The 17,291-nt window shown below is 68.7% G+C and carries 14 protein-coding genes; 8 read left to right on the plus strand and 6 right to left on the minus strand.

Features of this window, described 5'->3' with window-relative positions; genetic code table 11:
• Nucleotides 1-84: 84 nt before the first annotated feature.
• From AMK34_RS20385 to AMK34_RS20395, 4 genes are read left to right on the plus strand one after another with little or no spacing between them, the layout of a single operon-like run.
• Nucleotides 85-1,446 (plus strand): L-lactate MFS transporter, encoded by a 1,362-nt coding sequence (locus AMK34_RS20385; protein WP_038517259.1) that lies wholly within the window; start codon nucleotides 85-87, stop codon nucleotides 1,444-1,446.
• Nucleotides 1,443-1,571: an MFS transporter small subunit gene (locus AMK34_RS43745; protein ID WP_255355414.1), complete on the plus strand. Its 129-nt coding sequence runs from the start codon at nucleotides 1,443-1,445 to the stop codon at nucleotides 1,569-1,571. The genes AMK34_RS20385 and AMK34_RS43745 overlap by 4 nt, the downstream gene beginning before the upstream one ends.
• A gap of 15 nt (nucleotides 1,572-1,586) precedes the next feature.
• Nucleotides 1,587-2,330: an SDR family NAD(P)-dependent oxidoreductase gene (locus AMK34_RS20390; RefSeq protein WP_073846437.1), complete on the plus strand. Its 744-nt coding sequence runs from the start codon at nucleotides 1,587-1,589 to the stop codon at nucleotides 2,328-2,330.
• A gap of 48 nt (nucleotides 2,331-2,378) precedes the next feature.
• Nucleotides 2,379-3,782, plus strand: a complete 1,404-nt coding sequence (locus AMK34_RS20395) for an LCP family protein (protein WP_073846438.1) — start codon at nucleotides 2,379-2,381, stop codon at nucleotides 3,780-3,782.
• Nucleotides 3,783-3,788: 6 nt separating this feature from the next.
• On the opposite strand, the gene AMK34_RS20400 is transcribed toward AMK34_RS20395, so the two are convergent.
• The 4 genes from AMK34_RS20400 to AMK34_RS20415 form a co-directional block, all read right to left on the minus strand.
• On the minus strand, nucleotides 3,789-4,676 hold the full coding sequence (locus AMK34_RS20400; RefSeq protein WP_073846439.1) for a hypothetical protein: 888 nt from the start codon (nucleotides 4,674-4,676) through the stop codon (nucleotides 3,789-3,791).
• An 81-nt stretch (nucleotides 4,677-4,757) separates the two neighbouring features.
• A complete protein-coding gene (locus AMK34_RS20405) occupies nucleotides 4,758-7,070 on the minus strand; it encodes an FdhF/YdeP family oxidoreductase (RefSeq protein ID WP_073846440.1) in 2,313 nt (770 codons plus the stop codon).
• 43 nt (nucleotides 7,071-7,113) lie between these two features.
• Nucleotides 7,114-7,431 carry a hypothetical protein gene (locus AMK34_RS20410; RefSeq protein WP_073846441.1) on the minus strand — a complete coding sequence of 106 codons (318 nt, stop codon included), beginning with the start codon at nucleotides 7,429-7,431 and terminating at the stop codon, nucleotides 7,114-7,116.
• A gap of 29 nt (nucleotides 7,432-7,460) precedes the next feature.
• Nucleotides 7,461-8,438 carry a hypothetical protein gene (locus AMK34_RS20415; protein ID WP_083649931.1) on the minus strand — a complete coding sequence of 326 codons (978 nt, stop codon included), beginning with the start codon at nucleotides 8,436-8,438 and terminating at the stop codon, nucleotides 7,461-7,463.
• A gap of 107 nt (nucleotides 8,439-8,545) precedes the next feature.
• On the opposite strand from AMK34_RS20415, the gene AMK34_RS20420 reads away from it, so the two are divergent.
• A complete protein-coding gene (locus AMK34_RS20420; protein WP_038517245.1) occupies nucleotides 8,546-11,179 on the plus strand; it encodes a valine--tRNA ligase in 2,634 nt (877 codons plus the stop codon).
• 60 nt (nucleotides 11,180-11,239) lie between these two features.
• On the opposite strand, the gene AMK34_RS20425 is transcribed toward AMK34_RS20420, so the two are convergent.
• Complete coding sequence (locus AMK34_RS20425) at nucleotides 11,240-12,115, minus strand: SGNH/GDSL hydrolase family protein (RefSeq protein WP_073846442.1); 876 nt, start codon at nucleotides 12,113-12,115, stop codon at nucleotides 11,240-11,242.
• A gap of 107 nt (nucleotides 12,116-12,222) precedes the next feature.
• The gene (locus AMK34_RS20430; RefSeq protein ID WP_073846443.1) at nucleotides 12,223-12,852 is read right to left on the minus strand and encodes a class I SAM-dependent methyltransferase; all 630 of its coding nucleotides are present in this window, start codon (nucleotides 12,850-12,852) and stop codon (nucleotides 12,223-12,225) included.
• A gap of 70 nt (nucleotides 12,853-12,922) precedes the next feature.
• Between AMK34_RS20430 and folC the strand changes: the two genes are divergently transcribed.
• From folC to AMK34_RS20445, 3 genes are read left to right on the plus strand one after another with little or no spacing between them, the layout of a single operon-like run.
• Entirely contained in the window at nucleotides 12,923-14,599 is a 1,677-nt protein-coding gene (gene folC, locus AMK34_RS20435) for a bifunctional tetrahydrofolate synthase/dihydrofolate synthase (protein WP_073846444.1), read from the plus strand.
• Nucleotides 14,596-14,994: a DUF4233 domain-containing protein gene (locus tag AMK34_RS20440; protein WP_034316250.1), complete on the plus strand. Its 399-nt coding sequence runs from the start codon at nucleotides 14,596-14,598 to the stop codon at nucleotides 14,992-14,994. The genes folC and AMK34_RS20440 overlap by 4 nt, the downstream gene beginning before the upstream one ends.
• Before the next feature lie 54 nt (nucleotides 14,995-15,048).
• The gene (locus AMK34_RS20445) at nucleotides 15,049-17,268 is read left to right on the plus strand and encodes a P-loop NTPase fold protein (RefSeq protein WP_143202529.1); all 2,220 of its coding nucleotides are present in this window, start codon (nucleotides 15,049-15,051) and stop codon (nucleotides 17,266-17,268) included.
• Nucleotides 17,269-17,291: the final 23 nt, after the last annotated feature.

The following is a 17,291-nucleotide window of genomic DNA, read 5'->3' on the forward strand; positions in this document are numbered from 1 at the left end:
GGTTTGTTCGACACTCGGATACTGCAACGTCGGGAATTAAGTAATACATTCCCAGTGCACATCCTCAGAGTACGGAGGCGCCGGATGGCTGTCGGCTTCCTGGACCGTTCCCGCATCGTCGCATCACCGGGCTGGAGCCGCTGGCTGGTGCCGCCCGCCGCGCTGGCCGTCCACCTGTCGATCGGGCAGGCGTACGCGTGGAGCGTCTTCAAACCGCCGCTGGAGAAGACCCTCGGCCTCACCGGGACGGAGAGCGCGCTGCCGTTCCAGCTCGGCATCGTGATGCTCGGGCTGTCGGCGGCCTTCGGCGGGACACTGGTCGAACGCAACGGGCCGCGCTGGGCGATGTTCGTCTCGATGGTCTGCTTCAGCTCGGGTTTCCTGCTCTCCGCGCTCGGTGTGGCGACGTCGCAGTACTGGCTCGTCGTCCTCGGCTGGGGCGGGATCGGCGGCATCGGGCTCGGGATCGGCTACATCTCGCCGGTGTCGACGCTGATCAAATGGTTCCCGGACCGGCCGGGCATGGCCACCGGCATCGCGATCATGGGCTTCGGCGGCGGCGCGCTGATCGCCTCCCCGTGGTCTTCGCAGATGCTGGGCACGGCGCCGTGGTCCATCGGGACGGTCGCGACGGCCTTCCTCGTGCACGGCCTGGTCTACGCGGTCTTCATGACCCTCGGCATCCTGCTGGTGCGGGTGCCCGCCGACGACTGGAAGCCGAAGGGCTGGGAACCGAAGACCGACCACGGCAACGCGATGATCACCACCGCGAACGTGTCGGCGCGCAACGCCATCAGGACGCCGCAGTTCTGGCTACTCTGGGTGGTCCTGTGCTTCAACGTGACCGCGGGGATCGGCATCCTGGAGAAGGCCTCGCCGATGATCGCGGACTTCTTCCGCGAGACCTCCACGCCGGTCGGCACCGCCGCCGCGGCCGGGTTCGTCGCGTTGCTCTCGCTGACCAACATGCTCGGCCGGTTCGTCTGGTCGTCCACTTCGGACCTGGTGGGGCGCAAGAACATCTACCGGCTCTACCTCGGCGTCGGCGCCCTGCTGTACCTGGTGATCGCGCTGACCACCAACGCCTCGAAGCTCGTGTTCGTCCTGTGCGCCATGCTGATCCTGTCCTTCTACGGCGGCGGGTTCGCGACCGTGCCGGCGTATCTGAAGGACCTCTTCGGCACCTACCAGGTGGGCGCGATCCACGGCAGGCTGCTGACCGCGTGGTCGATGGCCGGCGTGCTCGGGCCGCTGATCGTCAACGCCATCGCCGACAGCCAGAAGTCGGCGGGCAAGGTGGGCCCGGATCTGTATTCGACGTCGCTGTTCATCATGATCGGCCTGCTGGTCGTCGGTTTCGTCGCGAACGAGCTGGTGCGCCCGGTCAACCCGAAGTACCACGAGCCGGCGTCGTCCGGTGAGCCCGCGAGGAGTGAGGCCCGATGACCGAACAGGCTCCCGAACGCCGCCGCACCGGGCTGATGGTCTTCGCGTGGCTGTGGGTCGCGCTCCCGTTCGCCTACGGCGTCTACGAACTGTTCCGCAAGGTGGTCCAGCTCTTCGGCGGCTGAAGTAGGGTCGGCTCCGTGGGAGTTCTGGTCACCGGGGCGTCGCGCGGCATCGGCCGCGCGATCGCCCGCGCCTTCGCGGAAAAGGGCGACCGTGTCGCCGTCCACTACGCCTCGAAGCGGGAGGAAGCCGAGCGGACGCTCGGCGAGCTGCCCGGTTCCGGGCACGGCCTGATCCAAGGTGATCTTTCGGAACCCGAAGTGGCACAACGGGTCGCCGACGAGGCAGAGGCACTGGTGGGCGGGGTGGACGTCCTCGTGAACAACGCCGCCTTCGCGCCCTCCGCGGGTGCGGCCCATCCCGTCGCCGAAGTGTCCTATGAGGACTGGCAGCGGGTCTGGCGGCGGATGCTCGACGTCAACGTGCTCGGCACCGCGAACGTGACCTACTGCGTGGCGCGGCACATGATCGACCGCGGCGCGCCCGGCCGCGTGGTCAACATCGGCTCGCGGGGAGCCTTCAAAGGCGAACCCGAGTTCCCGGCGTACGGCGCGAGCAAGGCGGCGCTGCACTCGCTGGGGCAGTCGCTCGCCGTCGCCCTCGCCCCGCACGGGATCGCCGTGACCTCGGTCGCGCCCGGTTTCACCGCGACGGACCGGGTCGCGGCGAAGGTCGAAGGCGCGCGGGGTGAGAGCCCGTTCGGCCGGGTCGGCACGCCGGAGGAGGTCGCGGCCGCGGTGCTCTACCTGGCTTCCGGCGAGGCCGCGTGGGCGTCCGGGGCGATCCTCGACCTGAACGGCGCGTCGCATCTCAGGATGTGAACTGGATCACTGATGCAGCGGTGACGGCTTCCCGCGCGTCTATGGGACGTGCACAAGCTGGGGAAGGTCCTGGTCGCCGCGCTCGCGGTGGCGGTGTTCGGCGGGACCGCGTACGGATACACGACGCTGGAGTCGCTCGACGGCATCACCCGCGAGGACGTGATCGAGGCGCCGGATCCGGGGGAGCAGCCCGCCGACGGTTCGCTGGACATCCTGCTGGTCGGACGCGACGCGCGCACCGACAACCAGGACCGGCCGCTTCCGCCGGAGATCCTGCGGGAACTGCGGGCCGGGGCGAACGGCGACGACCTGACCGACACGCTCATCGTGCTCCGCATCCCCAACGGCCAGCAGACGGTGAAGGCGTTCTCGATCCCGCGTGACTCGTGGGTCGCGCAGCCGGGCACGAAGGACAAGAGCAAGATCAACGAGATCTTCGGCCGGACCAAGTTCGCCTCGGCGAACGAGCAGCGCGCGGCGGGCAAGACCGACAAGGCCGAGATCAACAAGCAGGCGATCACCGCGGCGCGGAAGGCGACCCTTAAGGCCGTCGAGGAGCTCAGTGGCGTCAAGATCGACCACTTCGCCGAGGTCAACCTGCTGAGCTTCTACGAGATCAGCAAGGCCGTCGGCGGCGTCGAGGTCTGCCTGAAGAAGGCCACCAAGGACCGCGATTCGGGCGCGGACTTCCCCGCCGGGCGGCAGACGATCGCGGGCGCCGACGCGCTCGCCTTCGTCCGGCAGCGCAAGAACCTGCCCCGCAGCGACCTCGACCGCGTCCGCCGCCAGCAGGTGTTCCTCGCGGGACTGGCGAAGCAGGTGCTCTCCGGCGGGACCCTCGCCAACCCGGCGCGCGTGTCCGACCTGATCGACGCGGTGAAGCGTTCGGTCGTGCTCGACGGTTCGTGGAACCTGCTCGACTTCGTGCGGCAGATGCGCGGGGTGTCCGGCGGCGGTATCGCGTTCGAGACCATCCCGGTGGTCAACCCCGACTACCGCTACGACCCCCGGCATCCGACCTGGACCGCCGTGCAGGTCGATCCCGCCCAGGTGCGCGCGTTCGCCGCCTCCCTGATCGGGGTCCAGCCCACCACCCCGCAGGCGCCCGCCGGACCCAAGGTCGACGTCGTCAACGCGAGCGGCAAGGACGGTCTCGCCGCCCGCGTCTCGGATCTCTTGGCGGAGAAGGGTTTCGGCAAGGGCGACACGAAGGCCGAGGCCGGACGGCGGACGTCGGTCGTCCGGTTCAGCGACGCGGCCGGGCCCGCCGCGGAGATCGCGAAACTGCTCGGCGGACTGGACGTCCAGAAAGCCGATTCGGTCGCGGCGGGCAAGATCGAGGTCGTCCTCGGCCAGGTCTACAAAGGACCGGGCGTCTCAGCGGGCGGGGGCGCGATCGGGGCGCTGGCGGAGCCGCCGATCACGGCCGATGGCGCCGACTGCATCGACTGAGCCGCGTCACTCCCTTGGCGGGATCTTCCCGTTCTTCGCCACCGGAAGGCCGAGCTGAACCGGCTCGGTGATGACGGCCGCTTCGCCGGGAAGGTGGGACAACACCGGGTTCAGGTGGGTCAGCTTCAGCGTGAGCGGTCCGACGACGCTCGGCGCGGTGCTGACGTCCGCCTTCGCCAGATCCAGCCACTGGACGGTGCCGAGCACCTCCGGCGGGATCTCGTCACCGCGTTTCGCCACCGGGACGCACAATTGCCGCGCGTTGCCGACCTTCACGTCCACCTTCGGCCGGTCGGCCAGCACCGGGTTGAGATGCCCGAGCGTGAGTGGGAACGGGATGGTCGGAATGCCGAGGACACGCAGGGCATAGCACTCGAGATCGATATGCCGCACGAACGACAGGATCTCCGGCGGCGGCAGTTTCCCGTTCTTCGCGACCGGGACGCACAACTGCTCCGGCGACAACATGGTCACGTGCGAATCCTGGATGCCGAGTTTCTGCACGACGGGATTCAGATGGCTCAGCGTCAGCGGGAAGTCCACCGAGCGGCCTTCGATCCGGTAGCACGACAGATCCACCCAGCGGACGTAGTCGACGATCCCCGGCGGCGGGATCACGCCGTTCTTAGCGACCGGCACGCACAGCTGCAGGCGTTCACCGAGCTTGACCGTCTCCAGCGGCAGTTTCCCGAGTACCGGGTTGAGGTGCTTGAGGGTGAGCTCGGTCGGCGGTGGTTTGTAGCCTTCGGTCTTGTAGCAGGACAGGTCGAGCTGGGAGACGAACGGCAGCGGCGGCGGTGCGCCCGGAGCGGCGGTGGCCGCGCCGGGCAGCACCGCGACGAGCAGGAGCGAGGCCAGGGCGGCGAAGCAACGCGAGGTCGATCTTCGTGACATGGCAAGGCCTTTCCGCGAAAGGGTTTGGCCCTTCCACGGTGGACCCCGTCCGGCGCCGCGCGGCACCGCCAAGCGGGCAGCCTAAGGTGCGGTCACCGGCTCCAGCCGCACCACGACCGCCTTCGACACCGGGGTGTTCGACTTGTCCGCGACCGCGTCCAGCGGCACCAAGGCGTTCGCCTCGGGGAAGTACGCCGCCGCGCAGCCTTTCGCCGTCGGATAGGAGACCACCCGGAACCGCGGGGCCCGGCGGTCGCCGTCCCGCCATTCCGAGACCAGGTCGACCATCGCGCCGTCGGCCAGCCCGAGCTCGGACAGGTCGTCGGGGTTGACCAGCACCACACGCCGCGCGTCCTCGATGCCGCGGTAACGGTCGGAAAGGCCGTAGATGGTGGTGTTGTACTGGTCGTGGCTGCGCATCGTCTGCAGCAGCAGCCTGCCTTCGGGCACCTGCGGATATTCGAGCTCGGAGACGGTGAAGTTCGCCTTGCCGTTCGCGGTTCCGTTGAACTGCCGGGAATCGCGCGGCGCGTGCGGCAGGACGAACCCGTCGGGCTCGCGCACCCGGGCGTTGTAGTCGTGGCAGCCGGGGACGACGCGCGCGATCCGGTCGCGGATGAGGTCGTAGTCGGCGTGGAAGTCCCGCCACGGCACGGCGTGCCCGGCACCGAGCAGGGCTTCCGCGAGATGGCAGATGATCGCGACCTCGGACAGCAGATGCTCGCTGGCCGGGGCCAGCCTGCCGCGTGAGGTGTGCACCTGCGACATCGAGTCCTCGACGGTGACGAACTGCTCGCCGCCGGCCTGGAGGTCGCGTTCCGTGCGGCCGAGGGTGGGCAGGATCAGCGCCGTCTTACCGGGTACGACGTGCGAGCGGTTGAGCTTCGTCGACACGTGCGCGGTCAGGGAGCACGACTTGAGCGCCTTCTCCGTGAGCTCCGTGTCCGGTGTGGCGGAAGCGAAATTGCCGCCGACGGCGAAGAAGACCTTGCCGTGCCCGTCCCGCATCGCGCGGATCGCGGCGACGGTGTCGTGACCGTGGTCTCGCGGCACCTTGATGCCGAACTCCGCGTCGAGGCTGTCCATGAACGACTCCGGCATCTTCTCCCAGATGCCCATCGTCCGGTCGCCCTGGACGTTGGAGTGCCCGCGCACCGGGCACAGGCCCGCGCCCGGCTCACCGATCATGCCGCGCACCAGCGCCAGGTTCGCGATCTCGGAGATGGTCTGCACCGCGTGCTTGTGCTGTGTCAGCCCCATCGCCCAGCAGTAGATGGTGCGCTTCGAGGTCGCGATCATCCGCGCCAGCCGCTCGATCTGCTCACGAGGCAGGCCGGTCGCGACGCCGACCTCGTCCCAGTCGATCTCCCGCAGATGCTTGGCGTAGTCCTCGAACCCCTCGGAGGACGACTCGATGAACGCGTGGTCGACGATCGTGCCGGGGGTCTCCTGCTCCCACTGCAGCAGGAGATGACCGATCGCCTGGAACAGCGCGAGGTCGCCGCCGAGCCGGATCTGCGCGAACTCGTCGGCCAGCGGGGTGCCCTTGCCGACCACGCCGCGGACGTTCTGCGGGTTCTTGAACCGCATCAGACCGGCTTCGGGCAGCGGGTTGACCGCCATGATCTTCGCGCCGTTGCCCTTGGCCTCCTCCAGCGCCGACAGCATGCGCGGGTGGTTCGTGCCCGGGTTCTGGCCGACCACCACGATGAGGTCCGCCTTGTGGATGTCGGCGAGCGACACCGAGCCCTTGCCGATCCCGGTCGTGGCCGCGAGCGCCGCGCCGGAGGACTCGTGGCACATGTTGGAGCAGTCCGGCAGGTTGTTGGTGCCGTAGGAGCGCACGAGCAGCTGGTAGAGGAAGGCGGCCTCGTTGCTGGTGCGGCCGGAGGTGTAGAAGATCGCCTCGTTCGGGTCGCTCAGTGCCCGCAGCTCGTCGGCGACCAGCGTGAACGCGTCGTCCCAGGAGATCGGTTCGTAGTGCGAAGCCCCTTCGCGCAGCACGAACGGCTCCGTGATGCGGCCCTGCTGGCCGAGCCAGTAGTCCGTCTTGTCCGCCAGCTCGTGGATGGAGTGCTGGGCGAAGAACTCACGGCCGACCCGGCGCTTCGTCGCCTCCTCGGCGACGGCCTTCGCCCCGTTCTCACAGAACTCGGCGAGCTTGCGGTGCTCGCCGTCGACCTCGCGCGGCTCCGGCCAGGCGCAACCGGGACAGTCGAAACCGTCGCGCTGGTTCAGCAGGCGCAGCGTCTTCACGGTGCGTGCGGCGCCCATCTGCTCCATGCCGCGTATCAGGGAGACGGCGACACCGGGGATCCCGGCCGCCCAGCTCTTCGGTTTCCCGACCTCGAGCTGTGTCTCGTCAACGTCGTTCGCGGGTGCTTCGCGGGTCATGACCCCATCGTGCGCCTTGCCGTCTTCGTGCGCGACCGAGGGGTCAGGCGTTGGTGACGATCCGGCTGATCTGCGCCTCGTCGAGCGGGAACCAAGGTGTCTCGTTGACGCCGCGTTCCTGCACCGCGTTCACCGTCACCGCGGCCACGACCAGCACGATCAAGCCGACGAGCGCCGCGATGCCCGGCCACCGGCTCGTCCCTGGCGCTGAGTAGCCGCTCGCGGCGGCCTTCTGCTGCTTACGACGCTTCTTCTTGAGTTCCTTCTTCGCACCCAGCCAGGCGTCGCGTTCGGCGTGTTTCTGCCAGTCCGGGTTCATCAGATCCGGATGGGTCTCGATCCGCCGATCCTCTTCGTCCATCTCGGTCCTCTTCCCCAGGATTCGGCCGACTACCGGCAGGTGTCCCTCGACGGGAGGGGTTTCGTCGGGTCGTAGGTGCTGGTCTCGTCGACGGGAGGTGTGCCGGCGACGGTGCTGTCCTTGTCAGCGTACTGGGGCGCGAGGATCCCGGCCCTGGCCGCGTCACAGGCCATGTGTGCGTTGTAGCCCGCGCCCTCCCCGAAGCTGAGCCCGGCGTCGGCCTTCGCGAACGGTGGCGCTTTGCGGATCACGTAGTCCTGTTCGTCCCGGACGAACGGGACGATGTCTTCCGGGGACCTGGCCTCGCCAGGACGTGCTTCGAAGGCGTACGCGGTCGTGTAGCTCGCGTGAATGGTCAGTTCGCCGTTCTCCCCGGCCTTGGTGGTGAGAGACCCGGTCATGCGCGGACTTACCGGAAGCAGCCGGTTCGTTCCGATGAGGATCAGGTACTGGCTCCTGTCGATGGTCGCCGCGCTCGTGAGCTTCGGTTCGAGCCGGGTGCGCTCGTTCGGGGCCAGCAGCGCGAGCAGCTCCGAACCGTCGTGGTCCCGCAGCGCCCGGGACCCGAGCCGCGCGGCCGCGATGGCCTCCGTCACCTTCCGGTACGCGGCGTCGACCTCCTGCGCGCTGAAGCCACCGACGGCCTGCCCCGGCGGCACGGTGATCCCGGCCGTCCCTTCGCGCCAGTTCGCGGCGGGAGTGCGGTCGAAAGGCCGGTCGAGGTCGACGCCGGTGAGCACCGGGGCCGCCTTCGGAGGCTGCGGCCCCGGATCGGCGCTTCCCCGCATCTGGTGCATGACGACCGCCGCGGCCCCGAGCAATGCCACGGTCCCGATCACGAACAGGCCGACGACGACCCCGCGGGTCATCCGGAACCGGCGGCGCGGCCGCTGCTTCCGCCGCCGTTTGCGGTCCTTCTTCGCGCCGTGCCGAGCCTCGCGTTCGGCTCGTTTGCGCCATTCCGGATCCATCAGATCCGGATGCGTCTCCAACCGCGCGTCCTCCACGAACCCGCCCCTCCCCAGTGCGTCACGACATCCCCTCATCGGCTGGGAACGGCGGGCGTTACGGCCGGTGAGGAAGTCGCTAGAGGGGGTTCGTAGACTTGTCAACTGTGACCGAGAACGCCCAGCCGCAGCAGACCGACCTTCCGGGTACCTGGAACCCGGCCGACGAAGAAGCCTCGCTCTACCAGCGTTGGGTAGACGCCGGCTACTTCACGGCCGACCCCACGTCGGACAAGCCGCCGTTCACGGTAGTCATCCCGCCCCCGAACGTGACCGGTTCGCTGCACATCGGGCACGCGTTCGAGCACACCCTGATCGACGCCATCACCCGCTACCACCGCATGCTCGGCGACGAGACGCTGTACCTGCCGGGGATGGACCACGCGAGCATCGCGGTCCACGCGCTGGTCGAGAAGCAGCTCCGCGCCGAAGGCACCAGCCGCCGCGAGCTCGGCCGCGAGGCCTTCGTGGAGCGCGTCTGGCAGTGGAAGAACGAGCACGGCGGCAAGATCCTCGCCCAGATGAAGCGCCTCGGCGAGGGCGTCGACTGGACCCGTGAGCGGTTCACCATGGACGACGGCCTGTCCAAGGCCGTCAACACGATCTTCAAGAAGCTCTTCGACGACGGCCTCATCTACCGCGCCGAGCGCCTGGTCAACTGGTCGCCGGAGCTGCGGTCGGTGCTGTCCGACGCCGAGGTGAAGCACGAAGAGGTCGAGGGCGAGCTCGTCTCGATGCGCTACGGCGACGGCGAGAACGCGATCGTCGTGGCCACCACCCGGATGGAGACGATGCTCGGCGACACCGCCGTCGCGGTCCACCCGGACGACGAGCGTTACACCCACCTCATCGGCACCGAGGTCGAGCTGCCGCTGACCGGGCGCAAGATCCCGATCGTCGCGGACAAGCACGTCGACCCGGAGTTCGGCACCGGCGCGGTCAAGGTGACCCCCGCGCACGACCCGAACGACTTCGAGATCGGCCAGCGGCACGACCTGCCGATGATCACGATCATGGACGAGCAGGGCCGCATCGACGGCACCGGCACCGAGTTCGACGGCATGGACCGCTTCGAGGCCCGCGTCGCGGTGCGGGAGAAGCTGCGCGAGCAGGGCCGCATCGTCGCGGAGAAGCGTCCGTACCTGCACAGCGTCGGGCACTCTGAGCGTTCGAAGGAGCCGATCGAGCCGCGGCTTTCGCTGCAGTGGTTCGTCAAGGTCGGTCCGCTCGCGAAGGCCGCCGGCGACGCGGTGCGCGACGGCCGGGTGAACGTCCACCCGCCGGAGATGGAGAAGCGCTACTTCGACTGGGTCGACAACCTGCACGACTGGTGCATCTCGCGTCAGCTGTGGTGGGGCCACCGCATCCCGGTCTGGTACGGCCCGAACGACGAGGTCGTCTGCGTCGGACCGGACGAGGAGCCGCCCTCGGGCGAGGGCTGGACCCAGGACCCGGACGTCCTCGACACCTGGTTCTCCTCGGGCCTGTGGCCGTTCTCCACCCTCGGCTGGCCGGAGAAGACCCCGGACCTGAACAAGTTCTATCCGACGTCGGTGCTGGTCACCGGCTACGACATCCTGTTCTTCTGGGTCGTGCGGATGATGATGTTCGGCCTCTACGCCACCGGCGAGGCGCCGTTCAAGACCATCGCGCTGCACGGCATGGTCCGTGACCAGTTCGGCAAGAAGATGTCGAAGACCGCGGGCAACGGCGTCGACCCCATCGAGTGGATGGACAAATACGGCACCGACGCGCTGCGCTTCACCCTCACGCGGGGCGCGAACCCGGGCACCGACGTGCCGATCGGCGAGGAGTGGGTCGCCGGCTCCCGGAACTTCACCACGAAGCTCTGGAACGCCACCAAGTTCGCGATGATGAACGGCGCGGACGCGAACGCCCCGCTGCCCCCGGCCGCCGAACTCACCGAGGCCGACCGCTGGATCCTCGGCAGGCTCGGCAACGTCGTCGAAGAGGTCACCGGATACCTCGCTGACTACCAGTTCGCGAAGGCCACCGACACGCTCTACCAGTTCACCTGGACCGAGCTGTGCGACTGGTACCTGGAGCTGTCGAAGGTCCAGGTGTTCCAGGGCGACGAGGCCCGCGTGACGGCGACGCGCGCGGTGCTGGGGCACGTGTTCGACACCGTGCTGAAGCTGCTGCACCCGTTCATCCCGTTCATCACCGAGAAGCTGTGGACGGCGCTGACCGGCCGCGAGTCGCTGGTGATCGCCCCGTGGCCGGTGGCCGACGCCTCGTACGCCGACGCCGTGGCGGACAAGCGGATCGCGGACGTGCAGAAACTGGTCACCGAGGTGCGCCGGTTCCGCGCGGACCAGGGCCTCAAGCCCAGCCAGAAGGTGGCGGCGCGGCTGTCCGGCGACGGATTCGCCGAGCTCACCGGGCACGACGAGCCGATCCGCTCGCTGGTCCGGCTCACCCAGCCCGAAGAGGGCTTCGCGCCGAGCGCGTCGCTCGAGGTCGGGCTGTCGGCCGGTGTGGTGACCGTCGAGCTGGACCTGTCCGGCACGATCGACGTCGCCGCGGAGCGCAAGCGCCTGCAGAAGGACCTCGGCGCGGCGGAGAAGGAACTGGCGCAGGCCGAGGCCAAACTCGGCAACCAGGCCTTCATCGACAAGGCGCCGGAGCCGGTGATCGGCAAGATCCGGGCCCGCAAGGAGACCGCGGTCGCGGACATCGAGCGCATCAACGCCCGGTTGGCCGCCCTTCCCGCCTCCTGACGAACGCTAGGAACGGTCCTTTCCTCGCAAAATTTGCAAGGAAAGGACCGTTCCTTGCATTCAGCGAAGGTGACGGAGGATCACTCCGGTCACGCCCGCCATCCCCGTGCGATACGGGTGGTAAGCCGCCGCGGCGAGCAGCTTCGTGTGCTGCCCGTTGATCCACGCGGCCCCGTTCGGCGCGCAGGCGTCGTGCCCGGCGGACGGTCCGAAGGTGTCGATGAAGGTCGCCTTGCCGTCGGCCGCGACGGCCTTCTCGATCGCCGAGTTCAGCGCCTTCTCGACGTCGTTGAGCCAGGCGTAGTCGCCCTCGGCGAAGGGCAGGATCTTCGGGCAGTAGCCGCGTTCCGGCGCGATCCGCGGGTAGCCGATGACGAGCACGTCGGCCCGCGGAGAGCGGGTATGGACTCCGGCCAGCACCTTCTCGACGTTCTTGCCGGTGTCGGCGATCTTGGCCTTGATGGTGTCGACACCACCGACGGTGAACCGCTCCTGGCACGGGTTCCCGGTGGGATCGCTCGCGCGCAGGGACGGGCAGGTGCCGACGAGCGTGCCGAAGACGCCGTAGTCGTTGCCGCCGATACCGACCGTGACCAGGTCGGTGTTCGCGCGCAGGGCGCTGAACTGGGGCGGGTTGCTGCCGAGCGTCACGCTTTGGCGTTGCGTCATGTTCGTGGTGTCGGCGCCGCCGCAGCTGATGTCGGTGAAGGAGCGGACCCGCAGCGCCGCGGCGAGCATCGACGGGTAGTTCTGCGTCGACTTGCCGCAGAAGAGCGGGTCGAGGCGGGGGAGCGGGATGAGCGGTCCGGAGGTGTAGGAATCACCCAGTGCGACGTAGTTGCGGTAGGACCGCGTGGTGGCGGTGGCCGCCGTGGCGGAGGCGATCAGCAGGACGACGGTCGAGACGGCCGCGAACAGGACGCGTCTGTAGCGCATGAGGACCCCGATCTCCGGACTGGATGGCCTCTCAAAAATGAACCGGATCTGGCCCGGTCGGCGCCGCCGATCGGGTGGTCGAGCGCCGGTTTCACCCGCTTGGGGTGTCACATCGGGTGATCGTCTTCCGGTCGGCGGTAGACCAGCAGATAGCGGTAGAAGAGCAGGTTCCGGACTTTGCTCCCGGGCAGCAGGCCGGCCGCGTCGCGCCGGATCCGGCTCATCGGCGGGAAGGTCTCCACGATCGGCGCCGTCGGCAGCGGGTCGGCGCCGCCGTTCAGCCGCTCACCCGCGTACACGACCACCCTGGCCAGCGCGTTGACCGGTGAGGCCACGAGAGCGCGCGCGTAGTCGGCGACCGTGCTGGGCCTGCCGAGGCCGAGGACGGCGAGCACACCGCCGGGGACCAGCGCGTCACGCAGCCTGGTGACCGTGTCGAACGGCACGTGGTGCAGCATCGCGAGACAGGAGATGAAGTCGTACGCCTCGTCCGGCAGTTTTTCGGCGACCACGTCGGCCTGCCGGTATGAGATCGTGCCGGGGCCCGGCGAGCCGGCGGCGCGGGCGAGGTCGATCATCGGACCGGACCGGTCGATCGCCTCGACGTGCATCCCGGTGGCCGCGAGCCGCCGCGCGAACCGTCCGCTGCCGCAGCCCACGTCCAGCGCCACGCCGGGGCCGGGAGGCAGCTGGTCGAGCAGCAGCGGGTGATAGTGGTCGTTGTGGTTGAACCCCATGCGTCGAGAGTGCCAGGAAAAGCCGCACGTAGACTCGGCGTGACAGGCAGCAAGGGTAAGAGGAGAGTTCGTGCCGCGAGGTGACGGCCGGGATTCCGAAGATTTCAGGGAATCCCCGGACCTGGCAGATCTGGACAGTTTCGCCGGTGTCGACGAATTGGGGGCTCGCGCCCACGATCCGTCCGACGACACCGACCCGGATCTGGACGCACCCGACGCCGCGTACCAGGCGGGCGGCGGCGCACGGGGCGGTATCGGCGGGATCGGGCAGCTGGGGGACAACCTCGCGCTCGGCCCCGTGCCGGACCTCGTCGCCCCGGAGGACGTCGAACTGCACGAACTGGACGACCAGGGTGACGAGTTCGCCCCGTCGGACCCCAACGGGCAGCAGGCGCGCCGCGAGCTGCTCGCCGTCGAGGCCGAGCTGAACCAGCGCTGGCCCGAGACGAAGATCGAGCCGTCCCTCGCCCGGATCGCGGCCCTGGTCAATCTCATGGGTGAACCGCACCGCGGTTACCCGGTGCTGCACGTCGCCGGGACCAACGGCAAGGGCTCGACCACCCGGATGATCGACGCGCTGCTGACCCGTATGGGCCTGCGCGTCGGCCGGTACACCAGCCCGCATCTGCAGCTGGTCACCGAGCGGATCGCGCTCGACGGCGCCCCCATCTCCGCCGCCGCGTACGTCGACCTGTACCGCGACGTCGCTCCGTACGTGACCATGGTGGACAACGCCGGCGGTCAGGACGCGGTGCCGATGAGCAAGTTCGAGGTGCTGACCGGGATGGCGTTCGCGGCCTTCGCCGACGCGCCCGTCGAAGCCGCGGTCATCGAGACCGGCCTCGGCGGCTCCTGGGACGCCACCAACGTCGTGGACGGCGACGTCGCCGTCATCACGCCGATCGGCGTCGACCACGTCGAGTACTTCGGCGGCTCCCCGGCCAAAGCCGCGGTGGAGAAGGCCGGGATCATCAAACCCGGCAGCGTCGTGGTCATCGCCGAGCAGGAGCCCGAAGTCCAGAAGATCCTGCTGGAACGCGCCATCGAGGTCGACGCGAGCGTCGCCCGCGCCGGCAGCGAGTTCGGCGTGCTGGAGCGCGAGGTCGCCGTCGGCGGGCAGATGCTGAAACTGCAGGGCCTCGGCGGTGTCTACGACGAGATCTTCCTGCCGCTGCACGGCGCGCACCAGGCCGCCAACGCCGCTCTTGCGCTGGCCGCCGTCGAAGCGTTCTTCGGCGCGGGCAAGGACAAGCAACTGGTCATCGAGGCCGTCCGCGAGGCCTTCGCCGAGGTCGAGACCCCCGGCAGGCTGGAGCGCGTCCGCGCCGCTCCGACCGTGCTGCTCGACGCCGCCCACAACCCGCACGGCGCCAAGGCGCTCGCGACCACCGTCGCCGAGGAGTTCGCCTTCCGCCGCCTCGCCGCCGTGGTGAGCGTGATGGCGGAGAAGGACGCTCGCGGCATCCTGGACGCGCTCGAACCGGTGGTGTCCGAGATCGTCGTCACCAAGAACTCGTCCCCGCGCGCGATGCCGCTCGACGAACTCAACGACGTCGCCATCTCGATCTTCGGCGAAGACCGCGTCGTGGCCGAGCCCAGCCTCGACGCCGCGATCGAGACCGCCATCGGCCTCGTCGAGCAGAGCGACGACCCCGAGGAACCGCTGGCGGGCGGCGGCGTGCTGGTCACCGGCTCCGTCGTCACCGCGGGCGAGGCCAGGACCCTGTTCGGTAAGGAGCCGGCGTGACCGACGAGACCCCGAAGCCGCCCGCCAAGGACCCGATGAAGTCCTTCCGCGGGGTGATGGCCGGTTCGCTGATCATGGAGGGCATCACCGTCGCGCTCGCGCTGCCGGTGGTGGCGAAACTCGGCGGCGGCGTCGGTTCGCTCACCGGCTGGTCGGTGATCGTGATCGCGGTCGCGCTGATCGTGCTGTGCGGTTTCCTGAAGAAGCCCTGGGCGGTGCCCGCCGTCCTCGTGCTGCAGGTCGCGCTGATCGCGTTCTTCGTCGCGCTGCCCGCCGTGGCGATCCTCGGGGTGATCTTCCTCGGGATCTGGCTGTGGCTGCTGTGGCTGCGGCGGGACGTGGCGCGGCGGATGGCGGCGGGGACGTTGCCGAGTCAGCAGCAGCAACCGCAGTAACGGCGTCGCCATCCAGGCCGACTCGGTGGATGTTCACCGGGACGGGAGCCATGGATGGCCAGGAAAGCGTTGATCGTCGGGAGTTCCCGCTTCACCGATCCCTCGTTCGAGGGGTTGGACGTCACGACCGAGGCCGCGGCAGTGGCCGCGGTGTTCGGAGACGAAGCCATCGGTGGCTTCGAGGTGGCATCGCTTTCCGATCAGTCGAACACCACGGTCTTCAGCGTGATCGCCCGCTTCTTCGACGCGGCGGGGCCGGAAGACGTCTTGCTGCTGTATCTCATCGGCGGCGGGGTCCAGGGGCAGGGTGAGTGGTATTTCGCCTCGACCGACACCGATGCGCGGTACGCCGCGACCAGCGCGTTGTCATCGAGGGCGCTCCGCCACTACGTAGAGACCAGCGACTGCCGGAAGTTCGTGCTGATCTTCGACTTCCCTTTCTCCGGAGCCTTCGCCGAGTCGGTCATGTGGGTCGGAGAGGACTTTCCGGGAGAGCGGGCGATCGTGGCCGTGTCCGCCACGAATGCCTTGCGAGAGCATGAAAAGGGGCCTTCCTGGAGCGCCGGTGTCCTCGCTGACGCCCTCGTCGACGGCCTCCGTACCGGCCGGGCCGACGCCGATCGCGACGGTGTGGTGACGGCAGAGGAGTTCGGGGCGTTCCTGGGGCGAGAGGCGGTGACGCCGGTGCAGCAGACGATGTACCACGTGACGCCTGCGGCCGAGCACCTCCGAGTGGCCGGCAGTCCTGCGGTGCACGGCACGACTCCGGGTTCCGACGTCGAGTGGGCCGCCGACGCGACCGCGCGCGAGGACTTCCTGCATCGCGACGAACTCGCTGGAGTGCTCGCCTTCCGGCTGACCGACGCTCGGATGCGCCGACCGGACGTTTCCTTCCTGGTCCACGTCGACGGGGCATGGGGAACGGGAAAGACGACGCTGCTCGGTTTCCTGAGGCGGAGGCTGGACGGCACTTTCCTGCTCGTCGAGTTCGACGCGTGGCGGCAGGCTCGCCTGGGGCGTCCGTGGTGGACGTTGCTGACCGCGGCCAGGGACGCGATCGCCGCGGATCGAGGTTGGTGGGGGAGGCGATGGCTCCGGTCGGCCGAAGTCTTCGCCAGAGCGCGCCGGACCGGTGCCCCTTATGCCTTCGCGGTCCTGGTCCTGGTACTGCTCGTCGGTGGTCTCGCATTCTGGCTGTGGCCGCGACAGGGCACGGCCGGGGGCTGGAGCGAGGCGGCCAAGGTCGTCGGCACCGTGGTGGCCGCGATGATCCCGTTCTGGGCGGGCGCGCTCGTCGTGAGCCGCTTTCTGCTCTGGAACTCGGCTCGTGGCGCGAAACTCTTCGAAGAGTCGGGAACGAACCCGATGGCGGAGGTGTCCGCACACTTCTCCTGGCTGTTGGGCCGTACGCGGAAACCGTTGCTGTTCCTCATCGATGATCTGGACCGGTGTGGGTATGAGGAGGTCGTCGGCCTGCTCGACACCGTCCAGACCGTCTTCCGTAACGCGCCGGGCGCGGCGAGCGCGCCCTTGTTCGTCGTCGCCGCGGACGGAGCTTGGCTTCGCAAGAGCTATGAGTCGAAGTATCCGGTGTTCGAGCATTGTGTCGCCCGTCCCGGTAAGTCACTCGGCTACCTGTTTCTCGAGAAGCTCTTTCAGATAACGGTTCCCATGCCGTCGTTCACGACCGCGCTGCGGCGGCTCTACATCGATCGGCTTCTGCGGATCTCCGAAGGCGGGGACTCGGAAATCGCGAGCGAGGCGGCTTTGCTTCGTGGTCGTCTGCGCGGTGAAGCCGGCAGGGAAAGAGAGATCCTCGACATTCTCGACGAGGCGTCGGCAGCAGCGAAGGCGGAACTGGTCGGTGACGCCACCCGTGCGCTCGCGCAGCCCGTGGTGCGCGAACAAACCGAACACTGGCTGCGGAAGTTCGCGCCGTTGATCAGTGATACGCCACGCGGATTCAATCAGTTTGTCAACACCTACACCGCTCATCGGGCCATCAGGACCCTGGAAGGCAACACGGTCGGAACCGACACGCTGGCCTTGTGGTGTGTCGTCCGTGTCCGCTGGCCGGATCTTTTCGATCACTTGGAGGCGGAGCCGTCTTCGGTCGCCGGGATCCTGGATCCGGCCTTGGTGAGTGATCACTTCCCGGAGCGTCTGCGCGAAGTGGCCGCCTCGGCCTCTGTGCGTGAGGTCGTGGCCTCGACGTTGGGCGGGCCGTTGTATCAGGGCCGGATCGAACAGTGTTGCGGTGTCGTCGAGTCTTGATTTCCGTGCATGCCGAAGGGCCC

This window comes from Amycolatopsis sp. CB00013 (assembly GCF_001905755.1).
In the GTDB taxonomy this organism is placed as follows: domain Bacteria; phylum Actinomycetota; class Actinomycetes; order Mycobacteriales; family Pseudonocardiaceae; genus Amycolatopsis; species Amycolatopsis japonica.

What these genes read in the sequence shown, in the direction of transcription:
- AMK34_RS20445 (WP_143202529.1), top strand. Translation starts at nt 15,049, where the DNA reads ATGGCCAGGAAAGCGTTGATCGTCGGGAGTTCCCGCTTCACCGATCCC.
- AMK34_RS43745 (WP_255355414.1), top strand. Translation starts at nt 1,443, where the DNA reads ATGACCGAACAGGCTCCCGAACGCCGCCGCACCGGGCTGATGGTCTTC.
- AMK34_RS20400 (WP_073846439.1), bottom strand. Translation starts at nt 4,676, where the DNA reads ATGTCACGAAGATCGACCTCGCGTTGCTTCGCCGCCCTGGCCTCGCTC.
- AMK34_RS20430 (WP_073846443.1), bottom strand. Translation starts at nt 12,852, where the DNA reads ATGGGGTTCAACCACAACGACCACTATCACCCGCTGCTGCTCGACCAG.
- AMK34_RS20410 (WP_073846441.1), bottom strand. Translation starts at nt 7,431, where the DNA reads ATGGACGAAGAGGATCGGCGGATCGAGACCCATCCGGATCTGATGAAC.
- AMK34_RS20405 (WP_073846440.1), bottom strand. Translation starts at nt 7,070, where the DNA reads ATGACCCGCGAAGCACCCGCGAACGACGTTGACGAGACACAGCTCGAG.
- AMK34_RS20425 (WP_073846442.1), bottom strand. Translation starts at nt 12,115, where the DNA reads ATGCGCTACAGACGCGTCCTGTTCGCGGCCGTCTCGACCGTCGTCCTG.
- AMK34_RS20385 (WP_038517259.1), top strand. Translation starts at nt 85, where the DNA reads ATGGCTGTCGGCTTCCTGGACCGTTCCCGCATCGTCGCATCACCGGGC.